The organism is Serratia sp. JSRIV006 (genome assembly GCF_019968685.1).
GTDB lineage: Bacteria > Pseudomonadota > Gammaproteobacteria > Enterobacterales > Enterobacteriaceae > Chania > Chania fonticola_B.
In genome coordinates, this window is record NZ_CP074138.1 from 60,680 (window position 1) to 80,022 (window position 19,343).

The following is a 19,343-nucleotide window of genomic DNA, read 5'->3' on the forward strand; positions in this document are numbered from 1 at the left end:
TTTGCCGGTAAACCTCAATCCGGCGAACTACGTTTGAGAGCAATTCAGCAATGGCTAGTAGCTTGTAAGGTGTTTTCTGGATGGCCCAAACGCACCAGACTCCATTAACCCGTTAAACATCGTGCGAAGCTGTTTAACTGTCAACTGGTTGAGGAGTAGCGAGGAGCGAGCACCATGTGGGCTTCCGAGAAGCAGATAGCGCATATCTTCCCACGACTCAGCGAACTCGGCATATGACATATCAGCCAAGGTACGGGAAAGCATTAACGGAACAGCGATAGCTGGCGAAATTGTGCCGTCAGACTCCAGTTGATGTTTATTCCAACTCCACCATATAAGGATTGGTCTTGCGTCATGTGCATACAGGGGAATCAAGTCAGAAACATCACTGAAAACATCACTATCGTCGTAGTCATAATTACCATCTGTAAACGATTCGATTAATTCATCAGTTATATACGCAGCACGTAATTCAATGGAATCAGCAGCCATACGTAACCAGCCAGCGATGCTGCTATAACGCCCATCATCACTATTCAGGTACTGAACTAACCCCCAGTAAGAACTTTTCACCGTAGCAATCAGCTCATCCGTACTGCCATACGGGCAAGTAATAATCGCATTTGCCATATAACTCGTGTGATCAAGATGCGCGAAGCTGGGGGTAGTTTGAGTACCTGAACGACTATGCACATCACGCCCAAGAGCAATAACCGGATGCCACTCAGGATAAGACGTAACAAAAGGCCCGAACTTTTCATGAATGACAGTCAAAGCGTGCTCCGCTCGATTTCTGTCCTCAGTGGAAACAGTCCCGCGATTGTCCTTACGCCATGGAAAGCTCTCTTTCATTAGCAGGTAGTCGAATGCCTTGATGCGCAGTTTTTCCGAATCTTCATTGGCTCTAAACATAAACAGATTCCACGTAAGTTAATCAACTTACGCATTATTGACCTAACTTACGAACAAGTAAACAGTGATGCGTAAATAACGTCTGAAAGACATAGATAGCGGTGTTCGGAGCCCAATGGAACGAAAACGAACGCAAAGAGCGTAACCCTATGTATTTTATACGCTTAGCGTACAAAAATCCCCTATCTCCAAACTGCTCCCTCTTAGCGTAGTTTATTTTCCGTTTTCCAAGCGGCCCCCCTAGACATCGAACCTTCCGAAAACTGCAGAGAACTGAAACGACCAATCTGGTACGAGGGAGAACATCTCATCCATACGGATTGGTGGTCTTCGATCACATCAGTGTGAATCATTGAAAAAGTGTTTATGCAGAATGTAGCGGATAGCGTTCTCATCCACCCGTCCCTGGTCGTTTGAATTTCTCCCAAATCTGAGATCCCACTGGCCATCATTCCAATAAATCAATAAATCATCACGCTCACTGCTTTCTTTTTCAGGTGTTTCCCAGCGCATAGTAATCTTGTCACAACTGACATCGCTAGGTAATAAAATTAACTTTTCTCCTGACGAATTTGCGATAATGCTATAGCACAAATCAATGGGAATATATTTATTATCAACCAGCTTTTTACATGTTTCAGTTGCTCTTAAAGAGGTCAACATGCCCCAACTGCTTGATTTAACCACTTGCTCAACCAGTAACACCAAAAAAAGATACCGCATTTGATGTTTGCGTATTTCATTATTTTCAGCCTCCTTCAGTTTAAATTTCTCTTCCATCTTGGATAAAAATAACTCTGAATATTTTTTGCACTCACTCTCATATATACTCATCGGCAAACTCCTATACAGCCATTATTGATTGATAACTTTAATCAAAAGCGATTAGATTAACATCATATTAACTGATTCTAATAGATTCGAACGGAGACCGCTTGGTCTCAGGCGGTAAGGCAAACAACTACGCATCAAAAATGCCTAGTTGTTTGTTTTTACATTTTACTTCACATGTCTTTTTATTAGCAGGGTTAATATACTGATTATTACTTCCTTTTTATTTTCTTAAACTCATTAACGATATTTTTAATCGCTACTTCTGTAGGTAAACGTTCCATCGAGCTTGCCCCGTAAAAACCGTGGCAGTCAGGACAATGGGACAGTATATAGGCTGCGTCATCTGGCTCTGCGATAGGACCTCCGTGGCACAGCACGATCACATCCTCTCGTACTGCTTTTGCAGCTGCGGCGCAAGCATTGATCACTGGGACGCAAGACTCTAAGTTCTGTGCGGTATCTGCTCCAATATCGCCCCCAGTGGTCAACCCCATATGCACCACAATGACATCAGCACCGGCTTCAGTCATGGCAACTGCATCCTGCTCGTTAAATACATACGGTGTGGTCAGCATCCCTTTCTCATGAGCCTGGCGGATCATGTCTACTTCCAGGCCATAACCCATCCCAGTTTCTTCTAGATTTTTACGGAAGTTTCCATCAATCAGCCCGACAGTAGGAAAGTTTTGCACACCGGCAAATCCCTGTGCTTTTAGTTCGTCCAGGAAATGCGGAATATTGCAGAAGGGATCTGTTCCGCAAACGCCAGCCAGTACGGGCGTATCTTTTACCACTGGCAGCACTTCATTACCCATTTCACGCACAATCTGGTTGGCGTTACCGTACGGCATTAATCCCGCCAGCGAACCACGCCCAGCCATTCTGAAGCGACCACTGTTGTAGATCACAATCAAATCGACTCCGCCAGCTTCTTCACATCGTGCTGATAGGCCCGTTCCTGCCCCGGCACCGATAATCGGTTCCTGACGCAGGACTTTCAGTTGCAGCTTCTCTTTCACTATATTGTAGTTTTTCATAAGGATTTCCCTGGTGTTGAATCATAAGCGGTTCCCTGGTGTTGCATTACATTCTGGAACTGCTCAATTACAAGCGAACAAAACTCAGGTGCATTGATGTGGTGAGGCGTTCTGATAATTTGGCGTTGTGCCGTCGGGATCACCGTAGATTCCAATCCTTCTGCAAAAGCTTGTCTTGCATTCGGATCGAAGAATGGCTGTCCAGGGGCATCTAACGCTGAAAATCCGCCTTCTGGGATGATGAAGCGTACCGGCCCATTACATCGATTGAGCTTATTGCCAATCCAAACTCCGAGCTGGTAGTTTTCCTCTGGTGTTGTGCGCATCAGTGTCACCTGAGCGTTATGCTCTACAAATTGTCGATGAGCATAACGCTCAGGTATGCTGTTCCTTTCGCTGAAATTTACCATGTCGAGAGCTCCGGCACTCCCTACCCATGGCGTCTGCGTCTGCGCAATACAATCGAGGCGTGTTTCATTACATGCGAGAACGCCACCAAACAATAAATCTGCCACTTCGGTCAACGTGATATCAAGAACACCGACAATTCCACGGCCTTCAATCAATCGTTCCATGCTCGTTCCACCGTTGCCGGTAGCATGAAAGACCAATGATTCGTATTCTTCACCCAGCAATGCTACCAACTGATTAATGCAGGCCGTTGTTACACCGAACATTGTTAGCCCTAAAGCAGGCTTTTGGATGTGGTCGTGATCAATTGCAAAATTTACGGCGCCAGCAATCATATTAGCCGCGTTAGCCAGAATAGTGCGTGATAAGTAATTCAGGCCATTGAGGTCGGTAACAGTATACAACATGGCTATATCCATGCCGGCGACATACCCTTCAACATTACCCGACGCCATTGTGGACACCATGAGTTTGGGCATTCCGATTGGCATTGTCTGCATGGCTGAAGCTATCAATGCCGTCCCTCCCGACCCCCCAATACCGATAAGACCGGAAATATCCTCCACCGTACTCTGTAAAAAGCGAGCCAACGCAGTAGCCATAGCGGTAACAGCTTTCCCCCGTTCTCCACAAAAAACAGCGTCCATGCCTTCAGGATGGTATGCTGCAATTTGTGCAGCACTGATATCTACTTGATTATTTACATGAAATGCATTGGATGAACCGGTAGAAACATCAATAATATGAGAATCTACACTTGCGGAACACAGACAGGACTTCAGCCAGAGCAGTTCTTCCAGCTTGGTATCTGCGGTCCCTATGATGTATACGAATTTAGACATAGACGACTCACTCCATGTAAGACGTGAAAGATTTGTTGATATAGTGCAATATAAAGCTATGCTAATATTTTATATCTCGCAAGATATTTTTATGTCATGGGATATTTTTGTTGAAAAAATGAGGCATCACGATGATCTTGTTCGATGAAAACAACCTGTCACCAGTTCGCCGTAGAACGCTGGAACGCATGACGAGTGCGGCTTTAAAGCTCTATCAGGAGCAAAAATTCCCTTCCCCAGAAGAAATCACACGAGAAGCCGAGTACGCCAAAGTAACTCTCAAAAGCTATTTTTCGACACACAGTGAGTTCGTGGAGTATGTGGTTAAGCAAGTGATCAACTCGTTTGACAAACCTCCAATGAACAATGCTGCTGAAGAAAATGTAGAAAAACTGCTGACTTGGGGATTTGGCGAACTGGACACGCATGAAGCGCTAATGCGTGATGCCTTACGAATTTCTCAGCAACGCTGGCAGGAGTCTTTCTCGGGAGACGCTGAAAACCAAGATGTGAGGTATATCAAAAAGAGCAACCGAAAGTTTGCTTTAACCGAAGCCCTGGAACCACTAAAAAGCGAGATACCAGAAGAAACACGCCAAAAGCTGGTGATGTTGATGTCGGTTCTTTATGGTACTGAAGCGATGACAGTACTTAAAGATAGCTTTGGACTCGACAAGGAAGAGATTATTGATCTAACCGTCTGGGGAACCAAATTATTACTGCGCCAGGCACTGGAAGAGAATAATTAACTGTGAGTTATAAGGGACGGTTTGGATATCTGAAATACATGTATGTGTAACGTATTATTTAACCACCTTGGTCTGTAAGTGTGTGGGTGAAAATAGCATATGAATTTATCTATTTTATTAAAGGCCGGAAGTGGATCCGGCCTTTAATACTTTTCCGTTATGCTCTGAAGAAAATGAGGAATAAATTCAGCTAACACACGCGCCGTATTGTCCCCAAAAAGACCACCACCAGTAGACAATAACCACAGTCAGCCCAAAGCAATAAAGTACAGCCTTGAAGACATTCCTAAATACGATATCTCGTACCAGGGCTATCAGGAGCGGCGTTCCCAGGAAGAACAGGAACAGTGGTGCTGTGATGTCTTTCGTGTCATCCGGGTCAAGCAGCACGCTGCACACGCTGTCGCCTGGTTCCCGCATCCAGTCATATTCGCCTATGCTAAAAACCTGCATGCATAGATAAACGAGGATAAAATATCCAACTAGGGAGAGGATTTCGACCAGCCTTTTTTGGTATGTCTTCACCAGTTTATTTCCAGCAGTCTTTTGATGTGGGGCCGGATAGAGAGCAGGCGCTCACCATAGGATATATAGGGCCAGTTAGGATCACCTTTTTGGAGGTTGCCATTCATCCACCGGATAAAGTCATCTCGCTGGCGTTCAATACCCCGGTTGTAGCGGATCCCGGCCATTCTGTACTGTATATCTGTTGGGTGAAGTGTCGCGGCATCTGGGTAGTCATAGAGGATCAGGTCTCTCAGGTGCTGTGCAACCAGACGCAGGTTAAATTCGTCTTCCAGCAGGCAAGTGGCGAGTTCTAATTGATCGCGAGTGGTCAGCGTTCCCGGATCGAGTCCCAGCGTAGTAGCCGCGACACGAATTTGCATGGCTACTGAGCCAACAGAGGTATGGTCTGCCGGTTTGACATTTTTCATGAAGCTGAATTGTTCCCGCCAGATCATGGTCAGCGGTTTGTATTCTTCCGGCTTTCCTCCTGCTTCTATCCAGGCAACTCCCCCCAGCAGTTCTGGCGGAATACCGAAGGCATTGGCGGATTCAATGATGAGTCTTCTGTTGTACTGAACGTAGGCATCTTTGTAAGCGTTTGAGTAATATTCTCCGCTTTTCCTCTCAGGGTTATTTTTGGTCAGTTTCCAATACATCGCGTCGATCTCATCCCACTTTCTGAATTTGATCTGGGTGATGTCACAGAATTTGTTCCGCGCAACGATGTTGTTTTGCATGGCTTCCTTTCCTCTTAATACACACGATCATCCCAGATGCTGTAGCCGCCGGTTCCGGCGATGTGGTGTTTCCAGTCAATGCTCTTGTAGGCAACCGTGATCATTTCTTCAGGCTGGTTTTCTGCATGGGTCAGGGCATGCGGGTAGGATACAGCGATATTTTTCAGGGTCGCTCCAGTGAGCTGGATAGAATAGTATTTTTCTTGTGCCCCGGTTTGTGTTGTGCGGTAGAAGTCAAACAGGAGTTCGAGCTCTTCATTGTTGGTGATGGCGATGCCAAAGAGGGGGGAGGATTTGTCGATAGGTTTACAGAATTTGATCGGGTGATGGTTGGTGTGCTGGCTGCGGCTGATTGCATGGTCAAACTGGAGGACCAGGATCTGGTCTTTATGCATGATCTGGTATTTATTTCCGATGGAGTCCAGGGTGCAGCATCCCGCTGAGATGAGCCCCTGTTTTTTGCCCTTGATGGTGAGGTAGATGTTATTTGCCATGTCAGTCTTGTCCTTGGGTAGTTTCCCCCCGAAAGGCCATTCCTTGCCGGGGTAAATTCGGTACTGCTCAATTCGACTGGTGGAAAAGTGGGCAAAAGTATCGCAAGGATGGTCGCCGTTTGTTATCGATGATTTTTACTGGCGCAATGACTGTTTCTTATGCTCCCGATTCTAGGTAAGTATCTGGATCAATTCAATGGAAATGCTGGCTGCCCGCACCGGCGCTAATGAGCGACGTGAGGTTTGGCAACCCGCCTGTATTTATGCGCATCGCGCATGGAGGCGACTACAGTAGCTTTAGAGAACACCGTAGGTTTAGGTCGCCGGTAACGCGGCATCGCCGCCCTGTTCTGATAGGTTTCACCTATCCCATCCCTCGCCCTGCTAAGCCAAACCTATCTATCGCGATACAGGAGTTAAATTGCGCTGTCGGAGTGGTCACGGCAAGGCGTAGCCGCAGCCGGGGCGTATCTCCGCGTTATGCGGGCCGTAAGGGCCGCTTACGAGCGTGTATGTCAGGCTTATCGCGACATTTCCCGCAGCTACTCTATTGTTAGTTACAACACCCATTTTAAAGCCACTGCTGTTCCCGGCCAAAGGCCGGGGCGGCGGCGGCTTTGCAGTGGGTGGGGAGGTGTTTGTAACAGAAGGAACCTCTGATGTATTTTGGCCACGATAGTCTTGTTTCATTGAGCAATCAGGTGCAGCGACATAGCCCGCTTTGCGGGAGCTACTTTACCGGCGTAGCCGGTGGGGTTTTTGTTACAAGAGCTGCGTTTTTGCTCGGTGTTTGAGTTTCCCGGGGTGTTCTGCCTGAGCAGAGCGAAGGACGTATCATCGAGCGCTGTTGAGCGCGATGACATCCCCTTTTTTAAAAGGCTTATTTTGTTATGGATTAACGTTCGAAAATAAGGATATCAGTACGTTATGGTTCGAAATTAACTGCCTTCTTCGAAATTAACTGCTGTTGTTTACGCTCTCGGATATCTGGGTCTGGAAGATGATGGCCACCCCGCCTCATTTTCGCCATCGTCGGCGCGCGCATCGCTTGCAAAAACAGCAATTCCTGAACGCCAGGCAGCACAAAACCCGCGTCAGGGTGACACGGTTTTTTTCAGTCTGGTTTTGGTGACTAGAGTTTGCCGGCCCGTTCCAGCAGCCGTTGATAATAGGCTTCCGGATCGCTGTGAAGCAGCCCCGGATTATCGCGCTGTAGCGCCATTTCCAGCTGCACAACCTCGTGGCGCATGGTTTTGTTCGACCAGGCGACATAGGCTTGATACATCCGGTTCTGGGCCTTTTTGTGGCCTTTGCCATCGGCTTTGATTTTGCTCTGTAGACCGTCCAGGAGCAGATCGAGACGATCACCTTGCTCAAGCGTATCGAGGGCGTCTTCGAGCTGGCCAACCACCTTCTCTTTCTCGCGGGCCAAGTCCGGGTTGACCACCCAGCGCTTGATCTGCTTAAGCCGGTTACGCAAGGAGTGACGATTCTTGATATCGATGCCAATGTGCTCGATACGCAGTAAATGGCGCTCATATTTGGTGCGTAGCGTTTCCGTCAGGCCGTTCTTAATCGCCCAGGTGCGGAATTGGCCGAGCCACTGGCGAATTTCATCGACGGCAATACCACGGCTAGTGAAGAATCTTTCACTGAGCCAGACACGCAACGGCTTGTTCTGGCCACTGTCGGTATCTTTGCCATGCAGGACGATCGCGTACTGCAGCTGCTCCATCACCGAGAGTGCGTTGAGCGCCACGTCATAGGCTTTGCGGCCACTGTCGTAGACATGCAACACACCCATGTAATGCGCCAATTGCTCCATCGGAGCCATGATTTCGAAAGGATAGTCGCTGTCCGGGTTAAAGTCGCAGTTGGCCGCCATCACCTGTGACAGAGCCGTCAGAGCCTCACAGGCCTCGGAACGTGCGTGAACGCGCATCGGTTTGGGAATGTAATAGGGATCATTGCGTTTGGTATAGGGGACATACCCATTTTGACGCAGCTCAACCAGGTCGGGATTGCGATGCCAATTGTGACTGCTCACGCGGGCGACCACTTTCGACGCCATGCCACGTGGTACAGCACACTTCAGCCCAGGCTGATAACGACGATGGATTTTTGACGTCCCTTTGCGTAAGGCATTAGCCTCCCCACGCCGGGTACGATTGGGTTCGATTATCGGTGCATCAGAAGCGTAATTCAGGCTAGTCAAATAGCCCTGCGCTTAAGTTGCACTGAAAGAGTATTGCACACAGAAGGTCTTGAACTTTTCTGAGCATGAAACTATACTCCCCGTATAGAGCAACAGCTTCTATACAGTTTTAAGTGGGCCCCGATAATCTTTCCCTACCGCCAAGTTGAGAAGATTTTCGGGGTTTTTGCTTTTCTGGCTCCGGGTAGATACCTCATCAGAACCAGTTCCTTGCCACCTTACGGCGTGGCCAGCCAAGAATTCTTAAACGATCAGTAATCTAGCACTCGATACATCAACCCGCAAGAAGGTAAAGACTTTACCCGAGCAATCCTCGCTGGGTAAGTTCCTGTTCTATTAACCTCTCGATGAACTGCGCCTGGGTCAAACCATCTTCTTCGCAGACCTTAATCATGCGATCTTTCAGTGGGTTTCGAACAAACACTTTAACTTCTTTGTGCGTTACGCGTTTCCTAGCAACGGATGCCAACTGCTTTTCAGTCGCGGTCATCGGGTTACCCTTACGGTAAATACGCTTGGTTTTAGTTGAGGAAGATACTGCGTTAACCTGTGGTGACATCTTTGCCTCCTCAAGGATCAAACAAGAATCGTTTGGCAAAGCGTACTACAGAATCCGTAAGTTAGCAGCATAAAAAGCATTTTTCAGTCCCGTTGGCGCGGGTGACAGATAAAAATGCAGGATGAGCGGACGACCTGAGCCGGGAGGATCAAATCGTCATAGGGTTACTGAAAGGCATGAGGAAAGTTCTCAATACGACGAACGCCACTCCTTTCCGATATCCCATCGCGACATCCAGTGCTGCAAATAGCGTTGAGCCACCACAGAGTCATCCCACACGACCAGCACGTTCTCGGAATTGGATTTTTCTGCTGCTCGACTGTAGTTATATGACCCCAGTTGCGTGTTGCGCCTGTCGGTGACGATCACCTTATCGTGAAGGATTTTGAATGCGCTCACTGTGCGAACCGGGATGCCCGTGCCTACCAGTAAATTCATGGCTGACCGACTGGCTTTGTTCTGCTTGCCGGCATTAGCTTTGTGGTCCAGTACCACCCTGACGTCCACCCCACGTTTTCGGGCGTTGATTAATGCGCGTACCACTTCAGGTGACGTGAAGGAGTACCCCATCACACGAACCTCTGTCTGTGCGGTCGAAATGGCTTTCAGTACCAGCGGCAATGCGCTTCCTTCCGGTGAGAAACCGGTCTCAATCACCGCTGCGGTGGCAACAGGCTGTGCGACAAACAAGGTCATGCAGAACAGGCCGGCCAGTACCTTTCTGTGCATCGCGAGGTTAGGGGAATACATAGCGTTCCTTTTTTAATACGGACTGGCGTCAACCGCCAGAAGATGGGTAATGAGAACCCGTTCGGAGTGAAAACTTGTTTTTCTCCCCGAGCGCGGTTGGACAACGACGCATTGCGGAGGCGTCAGGCTTTTATGCAAAGTTAATTACGATTAGTGTCGACCCGTAGAATTATTTTCCACCCAATGATGGTATTGAGTTGACGTTTATCGCCTAGGTTCGAGTGTTATCGTCCTATCGAAATCTCTGTTAGGTCTATCTCTGTAAAACTTCCCTTTCCTGATTCCGTGTCGAAATTGCCAGAATTAAATTTGTGTACATCATGCCAGACAACGTAACAGGTAGGGCAGGTGATCGGCAGTTCCTCTTGCTTTTCGCAATTTTCAATCAGTCCCCGCTTGTCGTTATAACTGACGTTATAACCGCTTGTGCAAAGCGTTTCATATCCGTGAGCACCCGTCACAATATGCGTGGCTACTCTTTCCCTGACTTTTCCGTTCACTAATAACTGTTCGCGTGTGGTTATTGTTCGCATGTCTAGCCCTTAGCATTAAATTTAATTATCAGTCACTTGACTGTGATTCCTGTAAACAAAAGTCACTCATTCGGCCCCTGTAACTCACGATTGTGCGCATCACGCCAGCAGTTACGAAACCCTGGGTTCCACCCCATAACCAATCGCAACACAGTCCACAGTACCCAGGTAACCAAGAGGAAATGCGCTGCGGTTCCGTGGGGGCCGAATGTCGCTTGCAATGCAACCATCGCCTCCTCGGTTGTTGAAATATGGCTAATCCCTGCCATCATTTCTGTAACAAGTTGCGGGAAGAAATTAATGAGCAACACATGTAACCAGAAAAATGCGCAAGGCATAACATACAACGCGGTTATAAGAATTTTGCTGCCAGCCAGCAGAATATTCAGCATTTGTACCAAGGCGATGCGTGGATCGAGAAGAATTCGCTGTGGCAACGTGGACAATTGCGCTTTATTACTTTTCATTTCATTACTCATGAATTCATAACTCCCATTGATATATTAAATTAATTCGCGTAACCTATCTTTCTGGCCGTTACGTTACATCGCAATCAGTCCCAATACCGCCAGATGTACGGTGTAGAACAGCGGAAAAAATTCCCGGGGCCAGAAGCGGGTGACCAGACGATAGGAGCTGCTCAGCACTGTCAGGGTGACGCCCGGTATCACTAGCCCCGCTATCACCATCGCCGCACCGTCGCCGGCGTTCAGCGCCAGCATCACCAGCGCAAGACAGCACGCCAGTCCGGTGCGCGTGGTGCGCCTGGCCGTCATGCACACCCCGCAGGCCAGTAACAGCATCATGATGCCGGCAAGGCCATAGCTGCCGCCCGAAAAGGGATACCACACCAGAACCAGTCCCAACGACAGCGGCCACACGCGGGGACCGTGCTGCTGCATCAGCGCCAGCGCCTGCCCGCTGACCGCAAAGGCAAACAGGATATTGCCCTCATACGGCTGCAGCCCGGCGAGTATCCAGCCGCCCTGTGCCACCACAGCCCACACCCACAACCGGTTCAGCGACGACTGACGGATGCGTGGATGGCGGGCCAGGTTCATCGCCCACACCAGGCCGAACAGCGGGAAAGCACCCCGTCCAAGTAGCCGAAGCGCGTCGTTGTCGAGCCCGAACAGCAGGCTGGTGTGGTCGGCCACCATCAGTAGCAGAGCCACAGTTTTAATCAGATCGGTTTGCCCCGGCGTCCAGACCAGCAACCGTTGCAGCCAGTTGTCCGTGACCACCACCAGGGGGAAGAACACATTATCCTCTGCCCGCATCTCAGTCTCCGCTCAGTGTTTTTTCCCGGTCGAGGTCACGCACCACCTCGCGCTCCATCTGTTGCAGACGTTCACGTTGCACGTTCTCGTGTGCCACCTGTGCCACCGCGTCATCACGGCGACGTTCTTCATGATTGTCCGGTACCCTGACCGCGTCAGGGGTGGGTTCCTGCGTCCGTTCCAGTTCACGCGCCACTTCCCGTACCGGGTCTGTTCCTTCTCTGCCCTTATCACCGCTGCGCGCCATTTCCCGCACCGCCTGCGCGGCCCGTTCTTCCATTTCGCGGCGCTGCTGTTCGGCCTGCGCCTGCTGCGCCACCACCTCCGGCGGCAGCTTTTCGCCATGCTGTGTGCCGGTGACCATATCGTCCGATACACCATCCGCCCAGATCCGGCCCCCGGTGATAGCACCGGGGTTCCAGGGCCGCCCCTCGCTGCCAGGCAGACGCACCACCACGCCGCTGTGTGGATTTTCCCGCGCCAGCTTCAGCGCAGCCGGCATATCGGCCGCCAGCAGTGATTCCCCGTTACGGCTCACCTGCAGGCCGGCAAAGGTGGCTGCCTCACTGCCCATCACGCGGCCTTCGTCCGTTAACCCCCGCACTTCACCCTCAACGGGCATCAGCGAACTCAGCCAGATACCTGCCGGCTTACCGTTGCCGTCAAAGGCAGGCAAAGCCACATGGGGCTGCGGATATTTACGGCCAGGCGAGATGAAACGCGCCATAGACCCGTCCGGCGATAATCCAGCCTGGCGCAGCACTGCGCGTCCGGCCGCCACTTCTCCCAGCGGCTTTGCCGTGCCCATCAAACGCTCAGCATTACTGACTGCCCGGTCACCGCGAGGCTCCAGAATGTCATGCGCCGTGCTGCGTGCGCGGGATTTTCCCATCGCCTCAACCCAGGCCGCACGGTTGTCGGTATACACCTGCGCATGCTGCTTCATACGGCTCAGCGCCACGTAGGCCGATTCGAAGCTCACCATGGCTTTTCGTGCCCCTTCGGTGCCCTGTAGCGCAATCGCAAACGGCTCACTGGCCCCCTGCGCCCCATGGGCAGTGACGGCGTAAGCCAGGTCGATATGCTGCTCTGCCCGCTCGGCAGCGGGGTTCACCGTCCGGGTCTGGTGCCCGTCTGACAACGTGACCCTGTCACCGTCAATCTCGGATACTGTCCAGACGCTGTTGGCCACAAAACCCCGCTCATTGTCGCTTTTGGAGAAACGCATCCGGTCGCCGGGCGACACCGTAAGGGTGTCCGGGCGATACAGCGTCACCCCCTCTGTCACAGCCTGGGTGGGCGACAGCGAGCGGGTGTTGCCCTGTTCATCTTTCAGGGTGACCAACTGCCCGTCCTTATCCAGGCTGTCAATCCGATAGTAGGTGCTGTCCATCAGCACCAGATTGTCGTGCGCCGCCTGCCAGGTGGCCATTTTACGCAGCTCACCGTCACGCAGGTTGGCGGAGGTCAGTATCGGTAGTCGGGCCTCCTGCTCACCCAGCTCACCGGCCGCCTGACGAGCCTCATGTATCTGCGCGTTCAGCGCCCGCCGGTCGGCATTCAGGGTTGTCACCACGATGGTCTGTGCCTGCGCCTGCGGTGTGCGCCCGGTGTAGTCACGCACGATGGCTTCATAGAGGGTGGCGGGTTGTGCGCCGGGCGTCAGGCTCCCGTCAGCCAGACCTTTCTCGATAGCCTTCTCCTGCGCCGCGCCGAATTCCACCACCGAACTCTCCGGCTGCCAGGCACCCGCCTGACGCGGCACCTGTGCGGGTGCCACCTGCTCAAGGGTGTTGAGGGCGCTGTCGATGTCCCGGTCAATCAAACTGTAGACCGCCGGTTTCAGGGCTGGGGTCTGGCGAACGATCTCCTGCATCACCGCCACGTCGATGGCGCTGCGGTTTTGCAGCAGACGGAACGGCTGGCCAGGTGCGATAGACTGCAACTGATCGGTGTCGCCACTGGACACCGCCCGTCCGCCGCCCCCGGCGATGAGGCCATAGGCCCGGGCCATATCGGCATTGCCGACCATCGAGCTTTCATCCACCAGGAACAGCACGTTGCGAAAATCCGGCTTTTCGCCGCCGCGCAGCTGCTGTTGCGTGTCGTGAATAAACGCAGCGAGCGTCTGCGACTCCGGCACGCCGGCATCGCGCATTTCGCTCACTGCTCGGTGGGTGGGTGCCACGCCAATGACGCGGGGCCGCTGCTCCTCCGGTAGTGTGCCGATAGCCGACATCACCGCCCGGAATTGGGTCGTTTTCCCCACCCCTGCGTAGCCCTGTACCAGGGTGAAACGGTCAGAGGACTCAAGGATCATCCGCGTGGCATTGCGTTGCCCGGATGTAAGCCCCTCTATCTGCGCCCCTGGCACACGGTGCATCAACGGCGCAACGGCATCCTTACCTTCCAGCACATGGCGGATAATGCTTTTCTCGGCGTTATAAGATGCACGGGCAACCAACAGTTGCAGGCCGTTCCCCGGTGAGACCGGTACCGACATCAGCGCCCCCTCCCGGGCTTGCTGGTCTATTTCCCGCTCAATCGCCGCCAGTCCCGGTCCTGTCGGCACTGCCTCGCTGGCCGCCGCCATCAGCTGAGGTTTTGTGAAGGCGAGGTTGCGACTTTCCAGCTCAGGGATGGCCAAATGAATGGCCTGCTGCGCCGGGGTGTGCAGCGCGTTTTTTTGGTGTGTGAGCGCATCTTCCAGTCGGTCATGCCCGGCGGCTTCCTTGATTTGTGCCGACACCACGCTGAAGGCCGACTGTCTGGCCAGTTTCTCCGTGGTTTTCGCTTCGGTTTGCGCCGAGTACAGCCGCACCTGCGGACCGCTCAGGGCCAGCTTGTTGAGGGTGGTGGTGTCCATCTCCCGCAGGCTCAGTGAGGCAAAGACCGTGGCGTTATCACTCACGCTGCGCCCGGGCGATCCCACCCAGCCTTGCCCGACTTTCGGCGCCGTAAACGGACTGTCTCCGGACGGCAGCGTTACCGTTCCCTTGCGACCGGGCAGGGTCACGGCTATGCCTTTATCATCAAAGCCGGTGACGGTCACGGTATCGCCCCCCTTAAGCCGTGCGCCTGGTGTTTTGCCCAACACAGCCAATCGGTCCCCTTCTGACACCGAGATTTGCGTGGCACGAAGCAACGACCAGCTGCTGTCGAGCGACACCAGCCGGATCACCTGACTTTCACCCTGCGCATTGCGCAATGTCAGGCTATTATTACGGGCGGTAACGCGGTCAATCACAAACCGTTCATGACGTCGCGCCTGAGCATCCCAACGCTCCATCACCATCCCGTCACGGTAGTGGTCACGCACCTGCTGATGGCGACTGTCCAGCCACACCGGCTCCAGCGCGGTGATGGTGTGCTCTTTCTCACCCAGCACGCGTTCTGCGCGCAGGGCATTACGCACCGCACCGGTGAGTGCCGCCTGTTCGCGGACACCGGCAACCTGTGCCACGCTGTGTTCTCCCGCCCGTATACTGCGGGCAAAGTCGGTGGCCAGCCGGTCATAACGCTGACGCCGGTCAGGCTCGCTGATGACGTCCACCCGGGTTTTCTCCCCCTGCTGCCAGCTCAGCGTATTAACGCCCGTTTCTTTCATCACCGTCAGGGCGCTGCCGGTGCCGCTGCGTTGCCCGCTGTCGGTCATCAATAGCTGCACGTTATGACGCAGGGCACCATCGAGCAGCGTCAGCGTCTCTTTGAGTGTCAGCTTTTCGGCCTGGTCGACAATCAGCGTGCTGCCCGGCAAAAAGGTCATCCCCTCCGTCAGTGCCCGCCGGTCGGTAATGTGCTCCCCGCCAAGGCGCTCATCCTGCGCAAGGCTGCGGGCCGAGCGGCGATCTGCCGCCACTATCTGCACCTCACGCCCCTGTTCGTGCGCCATCATGGCCAACTCCGCTACACGCTCACGCTGACCAGCGGCCCCCCCTTGACCGGCCACAATCGCCACCGGCAGACGGTCCTGCGCCAGCACACTGACCGCGTCAGAGTACGCTCGAGTACGGGGCTGTGCTTTATCCGCAAAGGTATCAATCGGCCCGGCCCGCTGCAGGTCACGGCTCAGGGCCGCCACCGACAGTTCGTCGAGTACATGAATGCTTGAGGTGAAAAGGCCTTTTTCTTTATCGAGCGGAATAAGCTGTTCGTTTTTAATCGCCGACTCGATGCCCTCGCGCGCCTGCGCCACCACCCCCGGCTGCGCGGGCAACTGACCGATTGTGGTGGCCAGCAGTTCAGAGTAAGTGAAGCGCGCCCGCCGGTCGCTCAGCATGCCGATGGCCAGGCCGACCGACGCACTGACGTCGACGGCCTCCACGGCCGGGGCCGGGATGTCACCCGCCTGCGCACGCTGGTCAGCGTACTCGCGGTAGCCCCGGATATCGAAGCCGGTGGCTTTCAGTGTGTGCATCCACTCGCTCATCCGTTGCTCTGGATCGACCTTTTCTTTCGGACGCCGCGTATCCAGCGCGGCCATGTCGCGTGATTTTAGCGATGCATCTTCCCCTACGGCCTCCTTAATCGCCTGAGTGCGACTGGAGAATTCGACGACCGGTACGTCTTTCAGTTCCCACATGCCGTGCTTTCCCACTATCTCAGTCTCATAGCCCAGCGCCGTGACATCCTGATGCAGTGTGGCGCGGTAAATTTTGCCAAAGGCTATCTGGTTCGCGTACACGTTTTCGATGAAGCCGGTTTTGCCGACCTTATCGCTGCTGAGCGTGCGCCAATCATCACCGTGCCTGGTGAGGTTGGCCACCACGGCATGGGTGTGCAACAGCGGCTCCTGGTCACGGCTGGTATCGTGATTAAACAGCGCCATCACCAGATTGCCGGTCAACTCGGTCTGACTTTTACCGTCGGTCATCACCCGCGTCGAGGCCAGTGCCTCCACCTGCTTCACAGCGGTATCCACCGCGTGGTTGTGTGCGTCAATCAGCCGCGTGTCGCCGCCGAGCATGGCCATCACTGAAATACTTTTGGGGGCTGAGAAGGTCAGGTCATAGCCAGGGCGGTGCTTGTTGGCACCCTCCTGCATACGGCTGAGATCACTTCCGTCCGGCAGGCGACCTTCCAGCAGTTGGGTGAAGATTTTCTGGTCCACCTCGCCTTTAAGCCCCAGCTCAGCAGCCCCCTCGCCCGCCCAGCGTTCTCCCATACTGCCAATGACGTAGTAGTTATCCTTGTCGGTGTAGTAGTTGCCGGCACTGCCGGCCGATTTAACTCTCCACAAACTTAGCATCAGAGGTTGTCTCCCGGTTCGAGGTCTTTTTCAGGCGAACGATGCACATTGATGTTCACCTCTTCACGGCGCTGCATATCCTTCCCTGACAGCCTATCTTGCTCAGCCTGCCAGGCTTCAAAGGCATCCCAGTCCACCACTTCGCCGCTGACATCAATACCGGGCGGCAACTTTTCAGCGTCTTCGGCTTTGGTGGCCAGCTCTTGCTCGGTACCGCCAACGCCCACCGCTGCTTCCGATGAACCGGATGTAGCCGCAGGTGCGCCACTCGTCGCTGGGCGCTCCATGGGCGCTGCAGGTGCAACCGGCGCGACAGGGACGTCCACAGGCGCGGGAGGTGCGCTGGCTACCACTGACACAACCGCTTCAACCGGAATATCCGGCGTAAACAGCACTGCCAGACTGCGAGATTCGTCTTCGCGTGCGGCCAGGGCGAGGTTCAGACGCGCATCCGCCTGCTCATCCAGGGTGCGCGGGATGAATTCGGGTGCGACCTTCGGTCGTGGCTGGTACTTCAGGGCCATCTTCACTGCCGGATAGGGTCCCGGTAGCGTGACATAACAGGAGAGATCCGGCAGCGTCTGGATGTCGGAGTAGCTAACCAGCGTCACCCGCTCCATGTCCTTGCCTACCGACGTCCCGTCACGCACCGGGTCTACCCCGTAGGAATACTGCTCGGAGGCTTTGAGGATTTCTTTCTCGCCAATCTCCCCAGCAGCGAATTCGGCAATTTTGCGCGTCGGTGAACGGAAGAATACGCGGGTGTTCATGACGTCAAACAGCGTGGCGGCGCCTTTATCGCCGTAGATGTCCTCAAGCTGCGCGTAGGACTGAATACCGAACACATAGCAACCACCAAACTTACGGGCTTCCGGCAATATTTCTACCAGGTCCGGCAGCTTGTGCAGGGTGGGCAGTTCGTCGCCAAACACCCATACCCGGCGATCCCGGTTCTCACCCATCCCGAGCAGCCCTCGGATGGCGATGGATAGCCACATCGAAATGACCGGCTTGAGGGACGCATGGGTGTCGGCGTTGGATGAGATGAACAGCCAGCCGTTTTTCCCGTCTTCCCGCACCCCACGCATCCAGTCACGGATGGTAAACGGCTCGCCGTTACCCTCAATACCCTGCAGGTAGCGAATGGCTTTGACGTAGTTGGTCAGCACCGCCCGAATAGAGATGGCGGTCTTCTCGATTTTCTCTTCCACCAGGTTGGCCGCCGGCGAGTTTTTAAGATAGGCACGCAGCTTTTCGATTTTAATCGACAGTAATGTATCGACCAGTTTGCTGTAGCTGCGGTCTTTGTCATTACGCATCAGATACGCCGCCTCGGCAAAAATGGTACGCCCGGACCCCTGCCAGAAGGGGTCTTCTTTGGTCCCCATAGGGATGAGCGTGTTGGAAATGTTGTCAAAATCCGGCTGAGTCAGACACTCACGCCACAAATCCCAGGCCGCACAGCGGGCATCGAGCGGGTTGAGAATTTTATCGGTGGCCGGGTCGTAATAGCTTTTGACGAATTCGCAGGAACGGTCGTAGACAATCACCATGTCGCCACGTTTGCGAGCATAATTCATCAGGCGACGTATCGCCTCGGACTTCCCGGAACCGACCGTGCCGTGCAGACAGAAGTTCTGGATTTCGGAGTTCTTGATGAGCGGCAGGTCGCCAATTTTAATGTCGGACGCCATACCGTCGCGTTTAAGCATCTTCGCCACGCGTTTCGGGTCATCGGTCAGCTCACGTCCCCCGGTGACCTCATCCTCACTCTGTTGCTTACCCTGATGACCCAGCACCCAGGTGGTGACGAAGAACGCCACCACGCAGACCACGGCAGCGATGATGGCAGCCAACAGAAACGTCGCCCAGACCTGCTCGGCACACCAGATAAGGTATTTATCCTGCAATACCTGCAGCGCGTTGTACTTAAGCTCTTTCTCGTAATAGCGCACGGTATAGACTGGCTGGGATTTAACTATATCGCGCATTGGCGACAGCGTCTGGCACCAGAAATACAGCATACCGTTAACAAATGTCTGCCAGGACAGTTTCACCCAGAAGGTCAGCGCGACAATAATGGCAAACAGAATAACGAGGCAGTAAATAATAATATTGGCAATCTGACTGAACATACGGATGCGCATGCTCGCAATCTGACCACCCTGGGTCATATCCTTGGCATTAAAGCTCATGATATCCATCCGGTATAAAAGAGAGGATTAAACGAAAAAA

General features: G+C 53.3%; 17 protein-coding genes. 1 reads left to right on the forward strand and 16 read right to left on the reverse strand.

The window, feature by feature from the left end:
* Nucleotides 1-54 precede the first annotated feature (54 nt).
* From KGP16_RS26950 to KGP16_RS26965, 4 genes are all read right to left on the reverse strand, one after another.
* Nucleotides 55-912: a hypothetical protein gene (locus KGP16_RS26950; protein WP_223501602.1), complete on the reverse strand. Its 858-nt coding sequence runs from the start codon at nt 910-912 to the stop codon at nt 55-57.
* Nucleotides 913-1,251: 339 nt separating this feature from the next.
* Nucleotides 1,252-1,746 (reverse strand): hypothetical protein, encoded by a 495-nt coding sequence (locus tag KGP16_RS26955; RefSeq protein ID WP_223501603.1) that lies wholly within the window; start codon nt 1,744-1,746, stop codon nt 1,252-1,254.
* Nucleotides 1,747-1,955: 209 nt separating this feature from the next.
* On the reverse strand, nt 1,956-2,783 hold the full coding sequence (locus tag KGP16_RS26960; protein ID WP_223501604.1) for a phosphoenolpyruvate hydrolase family protein: 828 nt from the start codon (nt 2,781-2,783) through the stop codon (nt 1,956-1,958).
* Nucleotides 2,780-4,036 (reverse strand): Tm-1-like ATP-binding domain-containing protein, encoded by a 1,257-nt coding sequence (locus KGP16_RS26965; RefSeq protein WP_223501605.1) that lies wholly within the window; start codon nt 4,034-4,036, stop codon nt 2,780-2,782. Before KGP16_RS26965 ends, KGP16_RS26960 begins: the two co-directional genes overlap by 4 nt.
* A 131-nt stretch (nt 4,037-4,167) precedes the next feature.
* Here KGP16_RS26965 and KGP16_RS26970 point away from each other — a divergent pair, with 131 nt between their 5' ends.
* On the forward strand, nt 4,168-4,785 hold the full coding sequence (locus tag KGP16_RS26970; protein WP_218520517.1) for a TetR/AcrR family transcriptional regulator: 618 nt from the start codon (nt 4,168-4,170) through the stop codon (nt 4,783-4,785).
* A 186-nt stretch (nt 4,786-4,971) separates the two neighbouring features.
* Here the strand turns inward: KGP16_RS26970 and KGP16_RS26975 are convergent, their stop codons facing one another.
* The 12 genes from KGP16_RS26975 to traD all read right to left on the reverse strand — a co-directional run bounded on the left by KGP16_RS26975 (nt 4,972) and on the right by traD (nt 19,303).
* Nucleotides 4,972-5,310, reverse strand: a complete 339-nt coding sequence (locus tag KGP16_RS26975) for a DUF2645 family protein (RefSeq protein WP_218520576.1) — start codon at nt 5,308-5,310, stop codon at nt 4,972-4,974.
* The gene (locus tag KGP16_RS26980; RefSeq protein WP_218520575.1) at nt 5,307-6,029 is read right to left on the reverse strand and encodes a hypothetical protein; all 723 of its coding nucleotides are present in this window, start codon (nt 6,027-6,029) and stop codon (nt 5,307-5,309) included. The genes KGP16_RS26975 and KGP16_RS26980 overlap by 4 nt, the downstream gene beginning before the upstream one ends.
* Nucleotides 6,030-6,043: 14 nt before the next feature.
* Nucleotides 6,044-6,523, reverse strand: a complete 480-nt coding sequence (locus tag KGP16_RS26985; protein ID WP_218520574.1) for an Hcp family type VI secretion system effector — start codon at nt 6,521-6,523, stop codon at nt 6,044-6,046.
* A 1,132-nt stretch (nt 6,524-7,655) separates the two neighbouring features.
* A complete protein-coding gene (locus tag KGP16_RS26990; RefSeq protein ID WP_371822727.1) occupies nt 7,656-8,738 on the reverse strand; it encodes a Replication protein in 1,083 nt (360 codons plus the stop codon).
* Entirely contained in the window at nt 8,731-8,805 is a 75-nt protein-coding gene (gene tap / locus KGP16_RS27750) for a RepA leader peptide Tap (RefSeq protein WP_074423337.1), read from the reverse strand. Before tap ends, KGP16_RS26990 begins: the two co-directional genes overlap by 8 nt.
* Before the next feature lie 231 nt (nt 8,806-9,036).
* The gene (locus KGP16_RS27000; protein ID WP_223501606.1) at nt 9,037-9,297 is read right to left on the reverse strand and encodes a replication regulatory protein RepA; all 261 of its coding nucleotides are present in this window, start codon (nt 9,295-9,297) and stop codon (nt 9,037-9,039) included.
* Between the two features lie 189 nt (nt 9,298-9,486).
* On the reverse strand, nt 9,487-10,047 hold the full coding sequence (locus KGP16_RS27005; RefSeq protein ID WP_371822728.1) for a phospholipase D family protein: 561 nt from the start codon (nt 10,045-10,047) through the stop codon (nt 9,487-9,489).
* A gap of 224 nt (nt 10,048-10,271) precedes the next feature.
* Nucleotides 10,272-10,580 (reverse strand): hypothetical protein, encoded by a 309-nt coding sequence (locus tag KGP16_RS27010; RefSeq protein WP_223501608.1) that lies wholly within the window; start codon nt 10,578-10,580, stop codon nt 10,272-10,274.
* A 62-nt stretch (nt 10,581-10,642) separates the two neighbouring features.
* Nucleotides 10,643-11,059 (reverse strand): hypothetical protein, encoded by a 417-nt coding sequence (locus KGP16_RS27015; RefSeq protein ID WP_223501609.1) that lies wholly within the window; start codon nt 11,057-11,059, stop codon nt 10,643-10,645.
* A 63-nt stretch (nt 11,060-11,122) separates the two neighbouring features.
* The gene (gene traX, locus KGP16_RS27020; RefSeq protein ID WP_223501611.1) at nt 11,123-11,860 is read right to left on the reverse strand and encodes a type-F conjugative transfer system pilin acetylase TraX; all 738 of its coding nucleotides are present in this window, start codon (nt 11,858-11,860) and stop codon (nt 11,123-11,125) included.
* Nucleotide 11,861: 1 nt separating this feature from the next.
* The gene (gene traI / locus KGP16_RS27025; protein ID WP_223501614.1) at nt 11,862-17,108 is read right to left on the reverse strand and encodes a conjugative transfer relaxase/helicase TraI; all 5,247 of its coding nucleotides are present in this window, start codon (nt 17,106-17,108) and stop codon (nt 11,862-11,864) included.
* On the reverse strand, nt 17,108-19,303 hold the full coding sequence (gene traD, locus KGP16_RS27030) for a type IV conjugative transfer system coupling protein TraD (RefSeq protein WP_223501617.1): 2,196 nt from the start codon (nt 19,301-19,303) through the stop codon (nt 17,108-17,110). Before traD ends, traI begins: the two co-directional genes overlap by 1 nt.
* Nucleotides 19,304-19,343: the final 40 nt, after the last annotated feature.

Excerpts from the sequence above, each read along its gene's own strand:
- KGP16_RS26950 (WP_223501602.1), bottom strand. The coding sequence starts at position 912 with ATGTTTAGAGCCAATGAAGATTCGGAAAAACTGCGCATCAAGGCATTC.
- KGP16_RS26955 (WP_223501603.1), bottom strand. The coding sequence starts at position 1,746 with ATGAGTATATATGAGAGTGAGTGCAAAAAATATTCAGAGTTATTTTTA.
- KGP16_RS26960 (WP_223501604.1), bottom strand. The coding sequence starts at position 2,783 with ATGAAAAACTACAATATAGTGAAAGAGAAGCTGCAACTGAAAGTCCTG.
- KGP16_RS26965 (WP_223501605.1), bottom strand. The coding sequence starts at position 4,036 with ATGTCTAAATTCGTATACATCATAGGGACCGCAGATACCAAGCTGGAA.
- KGP16_RS26970 (WP_218520517.1), top strand. The coding sequence starts at position 4,168 with ATGATCTTGTTCGATGAAAACAACCTGTCACCAGTTCGCCGTAGAACG.
- KGP16_RS26980 (WP_218520575.1), bottom strand. The coding sequence starts at position 6,029 with ATGCAAAACAACATCGTTGCGCGGAACAAATTCTGTGACATCACCCAG.
- KGP16_RS26985 (WP_218520574.1), bottom strand. The coding sequence starts at position 6,523 with ATGGCAAATAACATCTACCTCACCATCAAGGGCAAAAAACAGGGGCTC.
- KGP16_RS27000 (WP_223501606.1), bottom strand. The coding sequence starts at position 9,297 with ATGTCACCACAGGTTAACGCAGTATCTTCCTCAACTAAAACCAAGCGT.
- KGP16_RS27005 (WP_371822728.1), bottom strand. The coding sequence starts at position 10,047 with ATGTATTCCCCTAACCTCGCGATGCACAGAAAGGTACTGGCCGGCCTG.
- KGP16_RS27010 (WP_223501608.1), bottom strand. The coding sequence starts at position 10,580 with ATGCGAACAATAACCACACGCGAACAGTTATTAGTGAACGGAAAAGTC.
- KGP16_RS27015 (WP_223501609.1), bottom strand. The coding sequence starts at position 11,059 with ATGAGTAATGAAATGAAAAGTAATAAAGCGCAATTGTCCACGTTGCCA.
- traX (WP_223501611.1), bottom strand. The coding sequence starts at position 11,860 with ATGCGGGCAGAGGATAATGTGTTCTTCCCCCTGGTGGTGGTCACGGAC.
- traI (WP_223501614.1), bottom strand. The coding sequence starts at position 17,108 with ATGCTAAGTTTGTGGAGAGTTAAATCGGCCGGCAGTGCCGGCAACTAC.
- traD (WP_223501617.1), bottom strand. The coding sequence starts at position 19,303 with ATGAGCTTTAATGCCAAGGATATGACCCAGGGTGGTCAGATTGCGAGC.